The 17,802-nt window shown below is 62.8% G+C and carries 14 protein-coding genes and 1 tRNA gene; 10 read left to right on the forward strand and 5 right to left on the reverse strand.

Annotated features, from left to right (window positions below; all coding sequences use genetic code 11):
* Positions 1-190 precede the first annotated feature (190 nt).
* From ABD652_RS13210 to ABD652_RS13220, 3 genes are read left to right on the forward strand one after another with little or no spacing between them, the layout of a single operon-like run.
* A complete protein-coding gene (locus ABD652_RS13210) occupies positions 191-790 on the forward strand; it encodes a recombinase family protein (RefSeq protein WP_344722148.1) in 600 nt (199 codons plus the stop codon).
* A gap of 1 nt (position 791) precedes the next feature.
* Complete coding sequence (locus ABD652_RS13215; RefSeq protein ID WP_344722150.1) at positions 792-2,186, forward strand: Mu transposase C-terminal domain-containing protein; 1,395 nt, start codon at positions 792-794, stop codon at positions 2,184-2,186.
* Positions 2,187-2,993, forward strand: coding sequence for an AAA family ATPase (locus ABD652_RS13220; RefSeq protein ID WP_344722152.1), 807 nt, complete (start codon positions 2,187-2,189; stop codon positions 2,991-2,993).
* Positions 2,994-3,063: 70 nt separating this feature from the next.
* On the opposite strand, the gene ABD652_RS13225 is transcribed toward ABD652_RS13220, so the two are convergent.
* Positions 3,064-3,363, reverse strand: coding sequence for a terminase small subunit (locus ABD652_RS13225; protein ID WP_344722154.1), 300 nt, complete (start codon positions 3,361-3,363; stop codon positions 3,064-3,066).
* A gap of 182 nt (positions 3,364-3,545) precedes the next feature.
* Positions 3,546-3,619, reverse strand: a tRNA-Arg gene (locus ABD652_RS13230).
* A gap of 1,114 nt (positions 3,620-4,733) precedes the next feature.
* Here ABD652_RS13230 and ABD652_RS13235 point away from each other — a divergent pair.
* The 3 genes from ABD652_RS13235 (at position 4,734) to ABD652_RS13245 (ending at position 10,332) form a co-directional block, all read left to right on the forward strand.
* Entirely contained in the window at positions 4,734-5,072 is a 339-nt protein-coding gene (locus tag ABD652_RS13235) for a hypothetical protein (protein ID WP_344722156.1), read from the forward strand.
* Positions 5,073-5,671: 599 nt separating this feature from the next.
* On the forward strand, positions 5,672-9,661 hold the full coding sequence (locus tag ABD652_RS13240) for a bile acid:sodium symporter family protein (protein ID WP_344722158.1): 3,990 nt from the start codon (positions 5,672-5,674) through the stop codon (positions 9,659-9,661).
* Between the two features lie 5 nt (positions 9,662-9,666).
* Entirely contained in the window at positions 9,667-10,332 is a 666-nt protein-coding gene (locus ABD652_RS13245; RefSeq protein ID WP_344722160.1) for a hypothetical protein, read from the forward strand.
* A gap of 29 nt (positions 10,333-10,361) precedes the next feature.
* Here the strand turns inward: ABD652_RS13245 and ABD652_RS13250 are convergent, their stop codons facing one another.
* The gene (locus tag ABD652_RS13250; protein WP_344722162.1) at positions 10,362-10,958 is read right to left on the reverse strand and encodes a recombinase family protein; all 597 of its coding nucleotides are present in this window, start codon (positions 10,956-10,958) and stop codon (positions 10,362-10,364) included.
* A 132-nt stretch (positions 10,959-11,090) separates the two neighbouring features.
* Positions 11,091-11,801, reverse strand: a complete 711-nt coding sequence (locus ABD652_RS13255; RefSeq protein ID WP_344722164.1) for a hypothetical protein — start codon at positions 11,799-11,801, stop codon at positions 11,091-11,093.
* A 1,409-nt stretch (positions 11,802-13,210) separates the two neighbouring features.
* Between ABD652_RS13255 and ABD652_RS13260 the strand changes: the two genes are divergently transcribed.
* From ABD652_RS13260 to ABD652_RS13275, 4 genes are read left to right on the forward strand one after another with little or no spacing between them, the layout of a single operon-like run.
* Positions 13,211-13,459, forward strand: a complete 249-nt coding sequence (locus tag ABD652_RS13260) for an AbrB/MazE/SpoVT family DNA-binding domain-containing protein (RefSeq protein ID WP_018021349.1) — start codon at positions 13,211-13,213, stop codon at positions 13,457-13,459.
* Entirely contained in the window at positions 13,456-14,385 is a 930-nt protein-coding gene (locus ABD652_RS13265) for an ABC transporter ATP-binding protein (RefSeq protein ID WP_344722168.1), read from the forward strand. The genes ABD652_RS13260 and ABD652_RS13265 overlap by 4 nt, the downstream gene beginning before the upstream one ends.
* The gene (locus tag ABD652_RS13270; protein ID WP_344722170.1) at positions 14,382-15,134 is read left to right on the forward strand and encodes an ABC transporter permease; all 753 of its coding nucleotides are present in this window, start codon (positions 14,382-14,384) and stop codon (positions 15,132-15,134) included. The genes ABD652_RS13265 and ABD652_RS13270 overlap by 4 nt, the downstream gene beginning before the upstream one ends.
* Positions 15,131-16,120, forward strand: a complete 990-nt coding sequence (locus tag ABD652_RS13275; protein WP_344722172.1) for an IS481 family transposase — start codon at positions 15,131-15,133, stop codon at positions 16,118-16,120. The genes ABD652_RS13270 and ABD652_RS13275 overlap by 4 nt, the downstream gene beginning before the upstream one ends.
* 653 nt (positions 16,121-16,773) lie before the next feature.
* Here the strand turns inward: ABD652_RS13275 and ABD652_RS13280 are convergent.
* A complete protein-coding gene (locus tag ABD652_RS13280; RefSeq protein ID WP_344722174.1) occupies positions 16,774-17,655 on the reverse strand; it encodes a hypothetical protein in 882 nt (293 codons plus the stop codon).
* Positions 17,656-17,802: the final 147 nt, after the last annotated feature.

Consider the following 17,802-nt stretch of genomic DNA (forward strand, 5'->3'; position numbering starts at 1 on the left):
TGACGGCACCCACTGAGGAACAAGAAGGTAACGTCGCAAGAACCTACAGCTTTACGAGACGCCACGCTCGGCAAGCACGACGCCGCCACGAGCTGGGACGACGGTAGGCATGCAGCGTCTCGCAAAGTCGTCGCACCGTATTCTGTCTCAGCTCTTCCGGAGAGGGTGATTTATGAGGCATGATCGCGCCATGAGGCTCCTGGGGTATTCGCGGGTGTCGACGGCGGGACAGGATCCGGCGCTGCAGTTCGATGCTCTCCTCACATCTGGGGTGCAGAAGCGGGATGTGTTCTCGGATGTGACGTCCGGGGCGAAGAGCGCGGCGGAGCGTCCGGGCATGAAGAAGCTCCTGGCCTACGCCGAGCCCGGGGACACCGTCGTGGTCTGGCGGATCGACCGGCTAGGGCGATCTTTGATCGATGTGCTCAACACGGTGAACCTGTTGCGGGACCGCGACGTGAAGGTCCGGTCCGTCTCCGACGGGATTGATCCCGAGACCTCCTCGGGACGGCTCATGCTCGGGATGTTGGCGACGCTCGCAGAGTATGAGCGGGAGCTGGTCACCGAGCGCGTCAACGCCGGAATCGCCGCGGCTCGAGCCCAGGGCACAAAGTTCGGCCGACCGCCCGTGAACCCCGAGGTCGTGGATCGCAAGCTCGCGATCGCCGCCGAAGAGCGCGCGAAGGGACGTACTGCCGAGGAGGCTGCGCGTCTCGTGGGGTGGTCACGGGCGACGCTCTACCGCCATCAGCGGGACGCGGCCGCTCGCGAGACCGTCGAGCAGGCATGACATGGACGGGCTGCAGAAGTGGAAGATTCTGCGGCTCCACGTCGAAGACGGCATCCCTCTGGCGAGCCTTGCCCGCGACACCGGGATCGGCACGCGCACGCTCTCGCGCTGGCACTCCGCCTACCGAGCCGGTGGCATCGCGGCCCTGGAGCGGACACCGCGGGGCGACGCTGGCACACGGCGTACTGCGCCTGAGCTGGTGGGCTTCGTGGAGCACCTGGCGCTGACCAGGCCGCGTCCGAGAATCGCCACATTGCACCGCCTGGCCGCTGCCGAGGCCTCGCGAACAGACGAAAAGGAACCGAGCTACGCGACGGTGCGTTCAATCGTGCAAGCACTGGATCCCGGCATGGTGACGCTCGCACTCGAAGGGCCGGCCTCCTACCGTGACCGTCACGAACTCGTGTACCTCCACCGTGCCGAGCGTCCCAATGCCCTGTGGCAGGCCGACCACACTGAGCTCGACATCCTTATCAAGGACCCCAGCGGGAGACCGTCGAGGCCCTGGCTGACGACGATCATGGACGACTACTCGCGGGCGATCTGCGGGTACATGGTCTTCGGAGGCGCCCCCTCGGCGATGAACACCGCACTGGCGCTGCGCCAAGCAATCTGGCCCAAGAGCGACCCCGCCTGGCCGATGTGCGGCATCCCGGAGGTCCTCTACGTCGACCACGGAAGTGACTTCACCAGTCACCACCTCGAGTACACCGCGATCGCCTTGAAGATCCGCATCATCCACTCCACCGTCGCCCGCCCGCAGGGTAGAGGAAAGATCGAACGGTTCTTCCACACCGTCAACACCGAACTGCTCGCGACCCTGCCCGGGCACCTCACCCCGGGACACGCACACCCTCTACCGGTGCTGGGCCTACCTGGTCTCGACCGGGCCATCAGGGACTTCATCGGCCTGTACAACCAGCGCACGCACACCGCGATCCGCACGAGCCCGAAGGCGTCCTGGATCGCAGAGGGATGGCTGCCGCGGCTACCCGAGAGCCTCGAGGAGCTCGACGGCCTCCTCCTGCGGGTCTCCAAGCACCGGACGGTCCAGCGCGACGGCATCCACTTCCAAGGGCAGCGCTACCTCTCACCCACGCTCGCCTCCTTCGTCGGACGCACGGTCACTATCCGCTATGACCCGCGCGACCTGTCCGAGGTCCGTGTCTACGACCACGACACCTTCGTATGCACCGCGATCGATGAAGCCCACCCCAATCAGCGGTACAGCCTCCATGACATAGAGACCGCGCGTCGAGCCCGCCGCCGACAACTCCGGCGGGACATCAACGACCGCATCCCCACAGTTCCCCGACCCCAGCCTGACCCGCCCGCGCCACCACCTCCCGCACAGCAGAAACGGAAGCGGCTGCGGACCTACGAAGAGGACGAGTAGATGAGCCGCGACTTCATCGTCACCAAAGAACACCGCCGCTTCACCGAGTTCGCAGGCGCCATCCGCAAGGACGTCACCATCGGCATCTGCCATGGCGAGGCCGGTGTCGGCAAAACCCAGTCGGCACGCAGATACGCCCACTGGGACACCCTCGAACCCTTCATCCAGGACTGGGGACCACGCAGCGATACCGATCTGAAGCACTACGCCGCCGCCCACCGCTCCCGCACCGTCTTCTACACCCCCGAAGTCCTCCCCAAGCACCGTGACCTCATGCGCGAGATCGAGTTCTACCGCGCCAAAGTCGGCATACTGATCTACGAACACCTCCGTGAGATCGGGAAGATCACAACCATCGAGGTGCCCCGCACCATCGACTTCACCGAGCTGGTCATCATCGATGAAGCCGAACGGCTCACCCCGACAGCACTCGAGCTACTACGGGATCTCCACGATCGTCACCACGTCGCCCTCATGTTTATCGGCATGCCCGGCATCGACCAGCGCTTCCGCCACTACCCCCAGCTCTACAGCCGCCTCGGCTTCTCCCACCGCTACCGCTCCCTCGCACGAGAGGAACTGCTGTTCGTTCTGACTCGTCATTGGAAACGTCTCGGCCGCACACTCGACCCCGACGACTTCACCGACGCCCAAGCCATCGCCGCGATCGAACGCATCACCCGCGGGAACTTCCGCCTCCTCGAACGCCTCTTCCCGCAGATCGGCCGCGTCCTGAAGATTAACCAACTCGACATCATCACTGACGACGTCATCGAAGCTGCCGCCAGCACACTAGTCACGGGCTAACGCCAGCCACTCACCCACAGAAGCACGCCATTTACTGATCAAGTCCACAGGGGTGCCTGTGGAGCCTGTACTAGCTCGCCTGCCCCCACAGCTCGCCGCGCAGCTGGTCCAGCTTGCTCCCTGTCCGTGGTGCCGCCTGTGTCGAGACTGCCACCCGCGCCGCCGGCGGCGTGCGCATCTCGCGCAGCACGTTCATCAGATGCGGCATCAGATGCAGCGTCTTCGTCAGCTCCGCCCCCTCGGCATTCTCCACCGCGTACTGAAGGCGAGCCGCGGTAGGCCGACCCGGTTCGATCAGCGCAGCGTCGACCTCCTCGGCGTGCTCGCAGCTCCCGACTGTCTCCTCGAATGCCTCGACGATTCCAGCCATGACTACCCCCTCCGTTCTCAACTCGGCCAAGATGACGCTGGACACCTGTGCCGACGTGTTCGAGGACGACCTCGGCAGTCTGGGGAGCGGCTCGAGTCTGCTGCGTACTCACTGCGTACTGAGCCCGACGAGGAATGAGTGAACGCCCAGGTCATTGTGCTTCTGACCTGGGCGTTCATCGGTGCCCCCGGCAGGATTCGAACCTGCGACACCCGCTTTAGGAGAGCGTGCCGGTCCGGTAACGATTGGGCACGGCTGTGTCGAGTTGCCCTCAACGGAGGCGATATGACGGGATTCGCGATGTTGGCAGGACACGGTCAGTCACGACTGAGTGTGACTGTATTGCGGACTCACTGCGGACCGGTTGGAAGGAGTCCTTGTCGTAGAGCTGAGATGGGCGTGGTCCTTCTGGAGGCCCTTCTGGAGGCCCTTCTGGAGGCCCTCCAGAAGGCTCTACTGGAGGAGTCTCCCGAGGGGCACCGGCGGCTCCCTGGCTAGCGGCTGGTTCATGGTCGCCGCAACCGTCGACGTTTGTGCGGAGACTGCAGCTCAGCGACTGCCGACATTGCCATCAGCCGGGCAGCGATTACCGCCGTGCTGGCCGCCCCGACTGAGTCCACCCCATCCCTCATATCAGCATGCTGACTAGGAGATTTGAGAGCAGCGGGCGACACAAGGCCCCGGGGAGGCCCTTCACAAGGCCCTTCGCAAGGCCCTTCGTGTCCCCCTTCGTGAGGCCCTTCCGTTGCCCCTCGGGGAGGGGCGCTCCTCAAGTAACAAGAAAGATGAAAGATGTGAGACGAGAGAACCGAAGCGGGAGGTGGGTACCTCCCTGAGCCGTGTTGCATTAAGAGGTGGGTGGGAGGAGATCAGCGATCGCTTCGCTCCTCGATCTCCTCCGGCACCTTGGCCGGGGTTCTTGCTTCGCTGCGAACCCGGCCAAGGTGCCTGCTCGCGCGTGCGCGGCCTCAACCGTGGCCAGACCTCTGGGGTCGCCGCCAGGCGGCAATTAGGAGCTGATTCAAAGGCCTCGATATCCGTGAAGCAGCTCGTGGGCCCGCCGGAGGGGGATCGGGACCCAGGAGGATGCGCGGTGTACAGGCCATGCAGGGCCCAGAGCGTTACAACGCGTGCGCTACGGTGAAGCCATGCACACAGTGACAATGGTCGGGGTCGCGGGAGTGACGGCTGGGATGGCCGGTGGAGCAAAAGGGCTCCATATGATGAAACCAGTTATCGAACGGGCGAATGAGGTCCGTCGTGCAGATCTGCAGATGCTGGCGACTGGGCAGTCTCTTCCCCCTATTCCTCCACCAGAAGACCCGCCCGCGCGGCGTCCCCGACACATTGTGCTGTGCTACACAGCAGGCATGGTGATCGGAGTGGTGGCCGGGGCGCTCATCGGCATCATGATCGTTCAGCTGATTGCGACGGCGGCGCCCGGTGACGTCCCCGCGACGGAGCGGGTCCTCGGTGGACTATTCGGAGGGTTCATCGGCGGAGTCATCGGCGCGATACCAGGAATAGTTCTTGGTGCAGTGATCTGGTTGTTAGAGGTGCGAGCGCGATTGCGTGCTGCCACCAGCTTCCTTCAACGGTCGCTATGGGAGCAGCGGGAAGCTAGGCGTGGTGAGCTCGAGGCTGGGCGAGTGTCACCTGATGAGGCTGCCCAGCAGATCCAAGGAGAGCTGGAGGAAACCTGGTGGTGATCGCGCTGTCTGCCGCCTGACTGCGTGGACATTGCCAAAGGCGATGAGGTGCCGCTGTACACCTGAGATTCATCGCGGGGAGCCCTGAACATGAAGGCCAGTGTTTGCCAGCACTGAACCTGTCAAGCTACTAGGCGAAAAATTTCCGTACCCGCACTTGCCGTATTATGCTCGTCGATCCCTAGGCTTCGATGGGCTTTCTGTCAGGCATCTGGAGGGTGTTTAATGTATCACCCTGTCTTCTGGTATTTGCCTTCCTCCCTGTTATAGTAATCCGCTTCCGAAGCGGATCCGGCCTTACGCTGGACTCGTCACCAGTTCAGCGGCGCCGGGGGGGGGATCGTGACCGATCGGGAAACTCGAGGGCATCGAGGTGGGCGCTCTTCCCAGAGGACACGGCGCCTGGCGTCGCAGCTCGCAAACATGAGTCGCGCCGAATGCCCCTCTCAGGGCCGTGATGCAGTACGTGTCCAGCATCAGGCCTCACGTGTGCTCGATGAGCTGGACGCTCTTCACCAGCTACTCGAAGCAGCAGATACCCAGCTGCCCGGCGCTGTCACTGATCAGTTGCATGCTGCAGTTCCCGGGGCTGAGCGTCGATGAAACGACCGGCGGTTAACGCGTGCGATTACATGCTCGGCACGAGGAAAACCCGGCACCTGCCTGCGACGATGCTTGAGCTCAAAGCCCGCGAATGTCGACGCGCGCGGGTAAGGGACAATCCGCGGACCGCGCGAAAGGCGGTTCGGCTCGTGCTGGCGACTCTTGCGCTGGCTATCGGGCTGAGTGGCTTCTCTCTCAGCTCGGCCCAGGCGTTCCCGTGGGACGATATGCAAGAGAGCATCACCGCGACCATCACGAACATGTGCGGGCCGAACGACGTCCCGACTCCTTCGACGTATACAGGCGTGGATACCCTGGCCGGCCTCAATGCCGCCAGCGGTGACAGCGTGGCCGTCCGGTCGACAATCATGCCGGTCTTCAGCCAGGACGCGGACGGAACCGCGGGCGGTAATGGGATGGATCGTCTCCAGGACATCTACGGCCCGTATGGCGAAGTGATCGCCCACCCCACCTATGAGCGGTACGGCTTCTCAGCCCTCTCCTGGCACCAGTATGGCTATGACTGTTTCTCCCCCAGCCTGATGATGGGCCCTCTGGCCGACATGGGGCTCACCGTCTTGGTGCATGTGCCGATGATGATCTCCATGGCGATCCTCAACCTCGCCATGGACAACCAGATCTATGACGCATTCGCCACGATGATGCAGCCGTTCATCGGGGCGATGTATCAGCTCTTCAATCCATGGATCTACATGATCGTGCCTGTCGGGGTGCTCATCGCGTGGCTGGCTTCGCGCGGCTCGATCCAGGCCACGCTCAAGGCCGCCGGATGGGGAGTGTTCATACTCGCAGTCTTTCTGCTGATGGGATCGTCGACGACGACCATCGTTTCCAAGGCGACGAACATCGTCACCGAGGTCTCTGGAACGGCGGCGTGTAAGTTGAACGCTGCTGCTGGTGACGACACCTCAGGAGGCGAATGCAGCACGACGGACCCCATCAAATCCGTGAATCAGGCCCTCTGGTACGGCATCCCCTACCAGACCTGGCACCTGGGCCAGGTCGGGGAGCGCCAGGCTGAACTCGACTCCGAAGCCAGGGAGAACGGCGAAGTCGGCTGGGGCCCGGCCATCCTCAACGGACAGTACGTCGGTGTGAACATCGACGGCGAGATCGATGAGCAGGGCCGGAAGGTCATCAGCAACATCGAAACGTGGAACCAGGCGAACTACACGCCCGACTCGGACACCGGGAAGATGGCGATGTGGGCGGAGGACGAGACTTGGGAAGATGTTCCCTATCTGGCCAACGTGAAGCTGATGTGCAACGACGTCGGCGGAACTGCGGATGAGGAGCGAGAGCCCAGCAAGAAGACCCGCTGGATGTACTCCGGCAACGACGGCACCAACAACTACTGTGACACCGCCACGGCCGGGACCACAGAGATGGTCTCGTATATCCAAGGCGACGAGTTCAACCAGCAGTTCCTGACTGCCTTGGCAGGCATGGTCGGTGTCGGCGCTGTCTCCCTGACGGTGATCGTGGCCTCCATGTACCTTGGCGTGCAGAAGATGCTGTTCTTCTTCCTGCTCTTCCTCGCTCCGATGGTGCTGCTGGTCTCCGCCCTCGGTGACCGGAAGCGTCGCCCCTTCGCGATCCGTTTCGCGGAGCTGATCGGTGCGAACCTGTTGAAGCAGATTGCAGCCGTCTGCATCGTGCTGTTCGTCGCCCACGCCATGGCCTCGCTCTTCGGGTCCTCAGCGTTCAGCTCGGTCCCGTGGATCATGAAGCCATACGTCGCTGTCCTGTTCTTCATCGCCCTAGCCCTGTTGGCCTTCCCGCTGAAGAACCTGGTGAAGGGCGCGGTGCAGGGAGACACTTCTCCATTGGACAAGCAGGCCAACGCCCCCGTTCGTGCCGCCAAGAACACCGTCAAGGGTGCAGCCATCGTCGGTGCAGCTGCTGCAAGCGGTGGTGCAGCCATTGGGGCCGGCGGAGGGGCTGCGGTCCTTGCCGGCGCTGGGGGCAAGGCAGCTATGGCAGGCAAGGCAGGTGTCGCTCTTACTCAAGCCGGGAAAGCTCTGGGGCACGGATCCAAAGCCGGTCGGGCCCTGCGTGCCGGGGGCGGTCTACTCAGAACCAGCGAGGCCGTGAAAGGCGCCCGAGATTCAGCAGCGGGAAAGCGTGCCGCAACACTTCAGGCGGCCCAATCGCTGCTTACTGGAGCGGGCAGTGACAAGTACCGTGACCAGAATGGTGAGCTCTTGCCTGAAGCGCCGACGATGGCGCAGCTCGATGCTCAGCGGCTCGCTCAGGCGGGTCAGGCGGACAATAAAGCCACCACTGCTCAAGAGGCTTTCCTCAATTCATTCTTCCAGGGATACCGCGCAGAAAACGATGGCGCGCATCATCGTGATGACCCGAACGGGCCGATTGCGCAGAGGGCGGCCCGCGCTCAGCACGCGCTGAATCGGCGACAGGCCCGGGCTGATGCCAACAGCCTGGATGCCACCGTGCAGACCGACGTGCCGGACCCTGACGTGGGGCCAGGCCCAACTTATGGTCCGGGTGCAGGTCCTGACACAGGCCCCGGGTCTGGCGCCAAATCTGATCGTGATGCTGGTCCGGGACATGATCCAAGCTCTGGCCCGGACGGGGGTCATCCGCCGGGTCCTCTAGTAACTCCGGATCCGCATTCCAGCCCCAGCCCGGCAACGGGGGAGTCTGGCCGAGCGAGCGACACCACAGGTGAGCGTATCGACGCGGGGCTAGTGCGCCAGTGGTACCAAGATCGGGCGAAAGAGAACCTCAACGGACCGTCATTTGCCCGTGAGATGGAGTACAACATCAACACGGTGCGATCCGAGGCCGACGTGCTCTCCGAGGCTGGAATCTCTCAGGAACAAGTCACGTCCGACCCCACACTCCTGCTCTCCGGTGAAGCCTACGACGGTGGCTCCACTGTCCAGATGGACCCCTTCCACCCGGTCACAGGAGCAATGAACCAGCTGCGCTTCGCCGCTTCCTCGGGAGACGAGGACGCGATGGAGAAGGCGGTCGATCAGGCTTCAGAGGCCGTCGCTCAGCATGGGGTGCCGAGCCAGATCAGTGAGATCAGCTCGGTCGGGGAGCGCGCCGAAAAATTCGAGTCGATCCAACTAGTCGGTGCGATGCCGGACCTCGACGAGATGTCGACATGGCAGGATCGCGCGGAGGCCGCCCATACGATGATGGCTGCACAAGTAGATATGCCGGAGGATTATCCAGCTCGCGAGGCCGTGCAGGACTACACCGCCGCCCTGTCGACTCCGGGCGTCGACAGATGGACATTGTCACGGCTTCAAGAATCTACGATTCATCAGATCGGCGAGGTTGGCGACGGGGGTGCTCCTCGGGCATTCACATCCGTCGAGCCCTCGCAATTTGATCATTCACCGGCGGCGCCTCGTGATGGAGAGCCGTTAAATGGGCGCGGGTCTACCACCGAGGTTCCCTCGCCTGCCTGGGCGCAGGAGTCCTCTGAGGACGCCAGGGACTCTTGGGCTGAGACATCGGCTGGTGCCGAACCATCGCGTTCGACCGATGACGAGTCGTCCGTGTCCGTCGATCCGGGCGTTGAGGCCGCTGGGCAGTCGCCCGCGTCAGCAAATGTCCCAGCCAACGGGGGTATCTCACGAGAGGATCTGCGAGACGCGATGTCGGAAGGGCTCCGCGAGCAGGGGCATGCGCTCAGTACGGCGTCTATCGAGAATGCCGGAGAACGGAACCGTTACCCAGCAGGTTCGGATACTCCTGAGCCTTATGAGAGTCCGACCAGTGGCACAGGAGCCGTCGACCTTGAGTCGCCACATGCGCGCCCTAGAGCTGAGTCCGGATCATCGTCGAGTTCCGGGGGTGGTGGCCAGAGTGTCGAGAGCCTGTCGGATGAGGGCTCGCTGATATACCGGCCAGAACGCCGGAGACGTAGACGGTCCGGGCTCTTCGAGGAGCCGGCACCGGCTGACAAGGACGAGAGCGAAGAGTAGGTGCCATGAATTCTGATATGCACGATGTGAAAGCACAGTACCGGCGCAAAGCGCTGAACAACTTGAAGACTCCTGGTGCTGTACGGCCCATGGAGTACCGGGTCGACGCCGTGAGGTCAGGGACGGATGTCCTCGCGCAGGAGGCTCTATCGCCACGCGCTGTCGTCGCCGACCCTACATTGATGCTATCTGGCGGTGCCTACGCCGGAGGAGCTACAACTGCCATGGACCCTTTCCACCCGACAACCGCGGCCATGACCCGGCTGCGGTTCGCCGCGGCGACGCACGATGAGGGCATCATGGAGAAGGCTATGGACGAAGCCTCGGATGCACTCGTCACACACGGACCTCCGGACCAGATCGAGAGAGTCTCCGCAGTTGGAACTCGCGCCGAGGAATTTTCCGCGATGGATGTAGTAGCCGCAATGCCCGACTGGTCAACGACGGGGACCTGGATGGGGCGAGCGGAAGACGCCCTGGTGATGTGTGGAGTTCTGGCCGCGGTGCCGCACGATCACCCCGCACGGTCCGCGATCGAGGAGTACACAAGGGTGCTCGCCAACCCCGGGGTCGAGGCTCCGCTGCTCCAGCCGTATGAGGACAAGGTCCACAGTGCCTTGATGAACTGGGCCAAAGTCCACGAGGCAAATGGGTGGGGGATCAACTCGTAACACGGCGGAGTGAGGTCGGATCGTTCCGCTCACGTGGCGGAGCGCGGCGTAGACGTTGGGCGGGCACGTTCGCGTGCCCGGTAGATGGTTCCTCGTGAGACACCCATGATCTCGGCGACTTCGCTGGTCGTGTGCTCGCCCGAGGTGAGCAGGGACACCACATGGCGCTCCTGCGCTGGGCTGAGCTTGGGCTGTCGCCCCCTCAGCCTCCCTCGGGCTTTGGCAACGGCCATACCCTCTCGGGTCCGCTGACGTATCAGGTCTCCTTCGAACTCCGCGACCATCGACAAGACGGTGAATAGCAACTTGCCCATTGGATCAAGGGGATTATAGGTGCTGCCGCCGATATTGAGTGCGACTCCTCGGCTTTCCAGCTCTGCTGCGATGTCTCGCGCATCGGGTACGGAGCGGGCTAGTCGGTCGAGCTTAGTGACTACGAGCGCATCTCCTGCTCGTACAGCTGCGAGGGCTTCGCGCAGACCAGGACGGTCCCGGTTTGCGCCGGTCAGTCCGACATCTCTGTAGATGTGGTTCTCCTCGACGCCTAGGGATATGAGAGTCTCCCGCTGAGCGGTCAGGTCCTGATCCTGGTGGGTCGTCGAGCACCTGGCGTAGCCAACGAACATGTGGCTCCTCATGTCTTATTTGTGGCCCCGTGGCCGTTCAACAAACCGGGCGGGCTTACCGGACGCCCATGAGAGTGTCTGCCGGCTGGTGAGCGATCTGTCCGGTGAACGTCCGTTTTACGGACGCCCTCTTCATGACTCGAGCTCCGTTTCAGGGCCCTTCAGGTCAAACGAGCCCCATTTCTTGCGTAGAGCCTCTCCGGTTGAGGTGATGATCGTGCAAGTCTCGCGTCTAGGGTGGTCCATCACCACTGTGCAGTTGTCCTCGCGTCGCCGGTAGTCGCGCGTCACTCCCGGGGTGTATGCCGCGTAAACGTGCCACGAGACCGTCATGTGCCGCTGTACAACAGGGGAGGCCGCGATGATTGCCCCCTTGATCTCCTCTTGCAGTGGGTGCGTTCCGTGTCGGAGCTGCTCTGCAGCGTCGCTGTGGCGGAAAGGAGCGGGGGCTTCCTCGTCGAGCCGAGGAGCGCCACCACTGGGATCGAGATCCAGGACCTCGGCGCCCACTTTCGTCGCTGCGCCGCTCGCGGTGACGAGAAAGTAGAGAGCCGTGCCGGATCCCCAGGTCACGTCGTAGTGAAAGACGCGGGCAATCTGGCCCGGAAGGGCTGACACGCTCGTTCGCGCCGGTATCTCGGCGCCGACGAAGCGGTGAAGAGCCTTTGACCCCGTTCGAAACTCGGTTCGTTCGGCGCCTGCTGGCATGGAGATTGCGCTGACGACATCAATGTCCGTGTTCTTCGACTCTGCGCCCTGGGGGCGGGCAGTTGCGCTGGAGCTAGGCCAATATTCGGTCAGCTCGGCACGGAGGTCTAGTTCAACTTCGACCTCTCGTTTCATGGACACGAGCGGCACCCAGTGTGGGGGCAACTTATGACTCCTTCCTTCCCCGGGGGCTTCCCGTAAATCATATGCGCATCTTGATTGATGATCAAGTGCGCATATGATTGATTGCATGAGACTTACGGTGCCGATGGAAGATGACGAGACGCTCCTATTGAGCGATCTTGCTGAAGCCGCTGGCGTGTCCAAGGCGGCCTGGGTGCGGGGGGCGGTCCGTGCGGCGTCAGACTCGCAGGCGATTGCCCAGCCTATTGCGACGCATGCCGATAAAACGGGGTGGGGCGGGTGTCGGGAGGGTGCTGGGCGCCCCCGACGATCAGGTTCCACTGACCGTCAGGGCTAGGCGTTAGTCCTGTCGCCTTTCAGCGGGTGTGTCGTTGGGACGAATGGCGGCTGGATGTCGGGGCTCTCTCGTCGTAAGCGTGCGCACTGTATGGGTCTCGATCCTCCGCCAAGTTGGTAGCTCGTGGATTCATCCGGAGCGGGCCTAAAGGTGAATGGAACTCAGCCAGCGCCCGGGTCGCTTGAGCGGTGGTTACTCTCGACTCACGAGGCTGGTGGTGGAGCCGCGAGCAAGGGGTGGGGACGCTTGCGCAACTTCCAAATAGATGTCCAGAAGGGCATCCAGTCAGGCATCCAAATCGGCTCCTCGACTTGGACGCTTATTAGGGCTCCAGTCGTACCCTTCGTCGCCCGCCGCCACGGGTGATTGGAGGCACGCTATTGTGCCCGTCCTCCCTCCTCGCAGTGGTGCGCCTGGCCGGTTAGGCGCGTTCCTGAGTGACGGGTTCTAAGATCTGGTGCTTGGTTCTGGAAGCGTGGGCCCGAGACGGCGTGAGGAACACTGCACCGCAACAGTGTTCTTCGAAGTTCGCAGGCCGGACGGCGTGAGCAGCGCGGAGCATACCTTGGTGCGCAGGGGAAGCCTTGGGCACTTGGTACGGCGAGTGCGGTGTCATGTGGTCTACAGGTGGTCACCGGCACTTATCCAAACCAAGAGCCCGATAGGAATGCTCGATAGTTGTCGTGTTCGTCGAAGCCGAGGGAGCCGTCGAGTTTGAGCTGAGATGAGGAATCCCGGGGCCTTGGTGTCCCCGAGGAGGGGTCTGATTGCCCTGGGAGCTCGAAGGCACGATCAACTCGGAGGTAGCTGCGACAAAGAGCTAGGCGACTGGCGCATGAAGGTCAGGCGGAGGACTCCATGGGTTCTCAATGTGGGAGCCACGTAGGGCGAGTCGCTGTTGCATCCGCCAGAACTCCGAGGAGGTATCGAAGCCTTTTGGGCGTTTAGGCCGGACCTAATCAACTAGATGTACTGACCGGACACGTTGATCGACTACATGCCGTGAGGTCACCTCCTGGTTGGTGCCACTTGTTATACTTGTGGCACCAACCAGGAGGTCAGCATGGACATGGATCAAACGCCCCCACCGGGCAAGTACGCCGCGACGGTCAAGGTCGGCCCCAAGGGACAGGTCGTCATCCCCAAGGGTGCGCGGGAGCTCTTCGATATTCACCCGGGCGACACCCTGCTCCTGCTCGCTGACGCGAACCAAGGGATCGCTTTGATGCGCCAGGAGACGCTCGATCAGATCGTCATGCAGGCGATGCCTAGCCATCAGGCCCCCGTGGACTCTGAGGGTGATGAGGGATGAAGAATGTCGTGAGCTGTGCGGCTGTCAGCCGCAACTTCGGCAGCTTCACTGCCCTCGAAGACGTCTCCTTCAAGGTCCGCGAAGGAGAGATCTTCGGGGTCGTGGGCCCGAATGGTGCTGGTAAGACGACCCTGTTGAACTGCCTGGAAGGACTGGACCGCCCCTCGTCTGGGCACGTCGAGGTGCTCGGCTGCGACCCCATCAAGGACCAGCACTCGTTGGCTCAGCAAATTGGGGTCCAGCAGCAAAGCGCGGCCCTGCCACCTCGCCTCACTGTGCAGGACGCCCTCGAGCTCTACTCCGCCCTCTACGAGCGTCCGCGGCCTTGGCGCGAACTGCTGAAGGATCTGGGGATCAAGGACAAGGCCAACGCCCGCGTTGACAGGCTCTCGGGTGGGGAGCGTCAACGAGTGTTCGTCGCCCTCGCCTTGATCAACCGTCCCCAGCTCGCCTTCTTGGACGAGCTCACCACCGCTCTCGATCCTCAGTCACGTCGAAACATGTGGGACACCGTCGAGCACGTCCGCGATAGCGGTGCAACGGTCGTTCTCACAACCCACTACATGGAGGAGGCCGAACGGCTATGCGACCGTGTAGCCATCATCGACCACGGCCGGTTGGTTGCTTTGGACACAGTGGCTTCCCTCATCCAGCAACACGCCGGCGAAACCACGGCGAAGCTCATCCTGTCGGCGTCGCCTAGCGCAGAGTTCGACCTCAACGGAGTTCCTGGCGTGACCAGCGCTCGAACAGAGGGACGGGAACTGACCATCCGCGGCACTGCGGACGGGCTGCAGGGCGTCCTTGCTGCACTGGCGGCACACCGCATCACCGTAACGAGCATGAGCACGACGACCCCCGGCCTTGAAGACGTCTTCCTGGCCCTCACCGGTCGACACATCACCACCGAGGAGCAGGCGGCATGAACGCATATCGAGCCCTTCTCAAAGCCCTATGGCGCTCCCAGCGCCGCGACCCTGTAGGCCTGTTCTTCTCTTTCGGTTTCGCGCCGGTTTTGGTGCTGGCCTTGGGTGTGATCTTCGGTAACGATCCGCGACCGGAGTTCGGTGGACGGGGATTCCTCGATGCGACCCTGCCCGCCTTCGCCTCTCTTGTTCTCGCCATGACCGGGGTCCTCCAGGTGCCCGTGGCGATGCTGACCCTTCGTGACACGGGCGCACTCCGACGCCTGAGTCTTACGCCGCTGCGTCGTTCCACCTTCATCGCAGCGAGCCTCACCGTGCACTTCGTCGTAGGTATTGCGGGCATGCTCACCGCTTTGGCGATTGGGATCGGGGTTTTCGGGGTGCCCATGCCTAGCCACGTCCCAGGTGTCCTGGCCGTGTGCCTCATCGGGCTCAGCACCTTCCTCGCAGTGGGTTGCGCGCTTGCTGCGCTCTATCCGTCCGCCACTGCCGCTACGGGCATAGGGAACGTGCTCATGATCCTGCTCATACTCACATCCGGAGCCTTTACGCCATTGGCGGCGATGCCGTCGGCGATTCAGCAGATCGTTAAATATTCACCCGTCCGTTGGTTCGTCGAAGCCGCTCAACACGCGTGGGACGGCGACCCACTAGCCGCCATGATCATGCCGGTGTTTCTTCTGTGCGTTGTACTCGCCGTCGCTGCTCTCGTTGGCCGGTGGCGCTTCCAGTGGGAGCCGGTCCGATGACGACGCACGCGAACGCCGCTCTCACACCTCGCCACCGACTCAAGGTCGCCCGCCTCGTCGTCGACGAAGGATGGCCGATCAGCGAGATCGCAGCCCGGTTCCAGGTGTCGTGGCCCACCGTGAAGCGTTGGGTAGACCGCTATCTGTCCGGCGAGTCCATGCAGGACAGGTCCTCGCGCCCGAAGAACTCACCGACCAAGACATCGCTCGCGGTCACGAAGCGCTGTATCAGCCTGCGAATGAGGCTGCGAGAAGGACCGGTTCAGCTCGCCGTGCGCGTCGGTGTCGCTCCATCGACCGTGCACCGCATCCTGCGCTCGGCTCGATTGAACCGACTTGCTTACCTCGACCGCGCCACTGGCGAGCTAGTTCGCCGGTACGAACACCGCTACCCTGGCTCCCTCGTCCATGTAGACGTGAAGAAGTTCGGGAACATCCCCGATGGCGGTGGCTGGCGCTACGTGGGCCGCCGCCAAGGAGAGAAGAACCGTTCCGCCACCCCCGACAAGCCGAAGAACAAGTGGCGCGATCCCAAGCTCGGGTACGCCTTCATCCACACCGTGATCGACGATCACTCACGAGTGGCGTACTCCGAGGCCCACGACGACGAGACCGCCACCACTGCGGTCGCTGTGCTGCACCGTGCGGTCGAGTGGTTCACCGATCGTGGCGTCACTGTCGAACGAGTCTTATCAGACAATGGCGGTGCCTACCGCTCGCACCTGTGGCGCGGCACCTGCGAGGAGCTGTCCATCACCCCGAAGCGGACCCGCCCCTACCGGCCGCAAACCAACGGCAAGGTCGAACGCTTCCATCGCACAATGGCCGACGGATGGGCCTACGCTCGCTGCTACACCAGCGAGCAGGAGCGTCGCTACGCACTCGCTGACTGGCTCCACCACTACAACCACCACCGGCCGCACACGGCCTGCGACTACCAGCCGCCCATCTCCCGATTGACCAACGTCCCCGGTCAGTACAACTAGAGGCTCCCAATATGGCCGCAGGCGCTGTGAAATTGGATCCCTTCGGGACCCCTGGGGGTTCAAGTGGACCCGTCTTTGAAGGTCCAGCTACTTCCAAGGCGAACCGCGCCTGGATGGGGCCGGGGGCTCATAGAGTTCTCAAGCCCACTTCGTCGTCTGGTGCCCGTCGGATGCCGTCTGATTCTTTTAGATCGGGCCGCTTAGCAAGTCCATACGCCGCGCTGAGTACCTCAGAACGTAAAGGCTCCCAGGGGTCGCGGAGCTCGATCTTGGTTATGCGCTTGCCACGGTGCGATTGGCGACTCGTCCCCAGGACACCATGGACCCCATTGAACGCACAGAGGCTTCTTGCGGGGCAAACACGTCTGGGCGTCGGGCATTTGTTCTGCGACTGTCCCGGTCTATGGTCCTCGCGTCGCCAAGGGGGCTGGGCGCCCCCTTGGAACCCCGCCGTTCGTCGTCTCCCTGTCTTGAAGCCATCTACGGTCCGATCCGCTGATTTCGCGATTCCCAACCCCTGCTCGGCCCCGCGCGCTGCATGGTCACGACGAGACGATGCTGTTGAAATCTCGGGCGTGAATGTTGACGTCGGTGTCGTCCGAAACCTCCGAGATCACGTGTCATGAGTGCTGCGTACTACGCATGAGGACGTCCTATCCGGCGGAGATCCATCGCAGGAACCTCTTCCACCAAGGCAGGGGTGGATCTGTTGGGGTATCTGGGTGCGGAGCAGACTCTGTGGGCAGCTCCGCCGATTGCGGTGCTGATCCGATGGGCGCTGTGGGCTGCTCCACAACACGAGCTTCTTCCGGATCCTGCGTGAGCTCGTGTTGACGTTCTTCTTCCGAGGCTCGACGTCGGACCTCTTCTTCTCGTGTTTGCTTCGCGGCCTGATCCCGAGATCGCTCGGCGTTACGGGCTCTGCGTGCGCGCGTTTCGTGGACTTCTTCGACGTCCCTCACTTTCGCCCAGCCTGCCCACTTGCCGCGCGCGGTGCGGCCATGCAGCAACTGCTTGCTGAACCACCTGCGTTCGCCGGACAGGACCTCCTGCAGGAAGTCCTTCAGGTCCATATCTATGGCCCTGTTGTTGTCGATCCGGCGGAAACCCTGGCGATCCTCAGTCATTTCCCACACCGTCACGGCAACGCGCAGATCGACATCTCTTCCCCCGCTGCCGTTCCATACATTGTTCTGGAGGTACTGAGTGGAGAGCATTGTCGTGTGGTTTCCACGAGAGCTGTAGTAGCGCAGTCGCACGGCGGGTGCGGTGAAGACCGGGTCCCCTTGACGAGTCTGGGACGTGTTGCGCTGTTTCTCGGTTTCCGGAAGGAACCATATGGTGCGCATGCCTCTCTCGGCTCGCTGGGCGGTGCGCGTGGAGAAATCTGTCGATACCCGCTGCACTTCCAATGCATACGGCGTGGGCGAGTCGACTCTGACGTCGGCGAAGTCTTTCTCCAGACGTGCCGGGTAGCCAAGCTCCTCGCACATGTCGCGGAGTCGTCCCTGCAGCCACAGGTGCTCATCGGTCATCGTTCCGACGCCGCCGTGTGGGACGAAGTGTGAGCACTTCCCGCCCAAGTCCGCCAGGTATCTAGTCAGCCGAGGTTTTGTGGCTCTTCGCAGATGAGGGTGTAGAGACAGGTCCCAGTGGTCTGGGCGTGGCGGTGTCTGGATAGA

The sequence above is a fragment of the Nesterenkonia halobia genome (genome assembly GCF_039536005.1).
Taxonomy (GTDB): domain Bacteria; phylum Actinomycetota; class Actinomycetes; order Actinomycetales; family Micrococcaceae; genus Nesterenkonia; species Nesterenkonia halobia.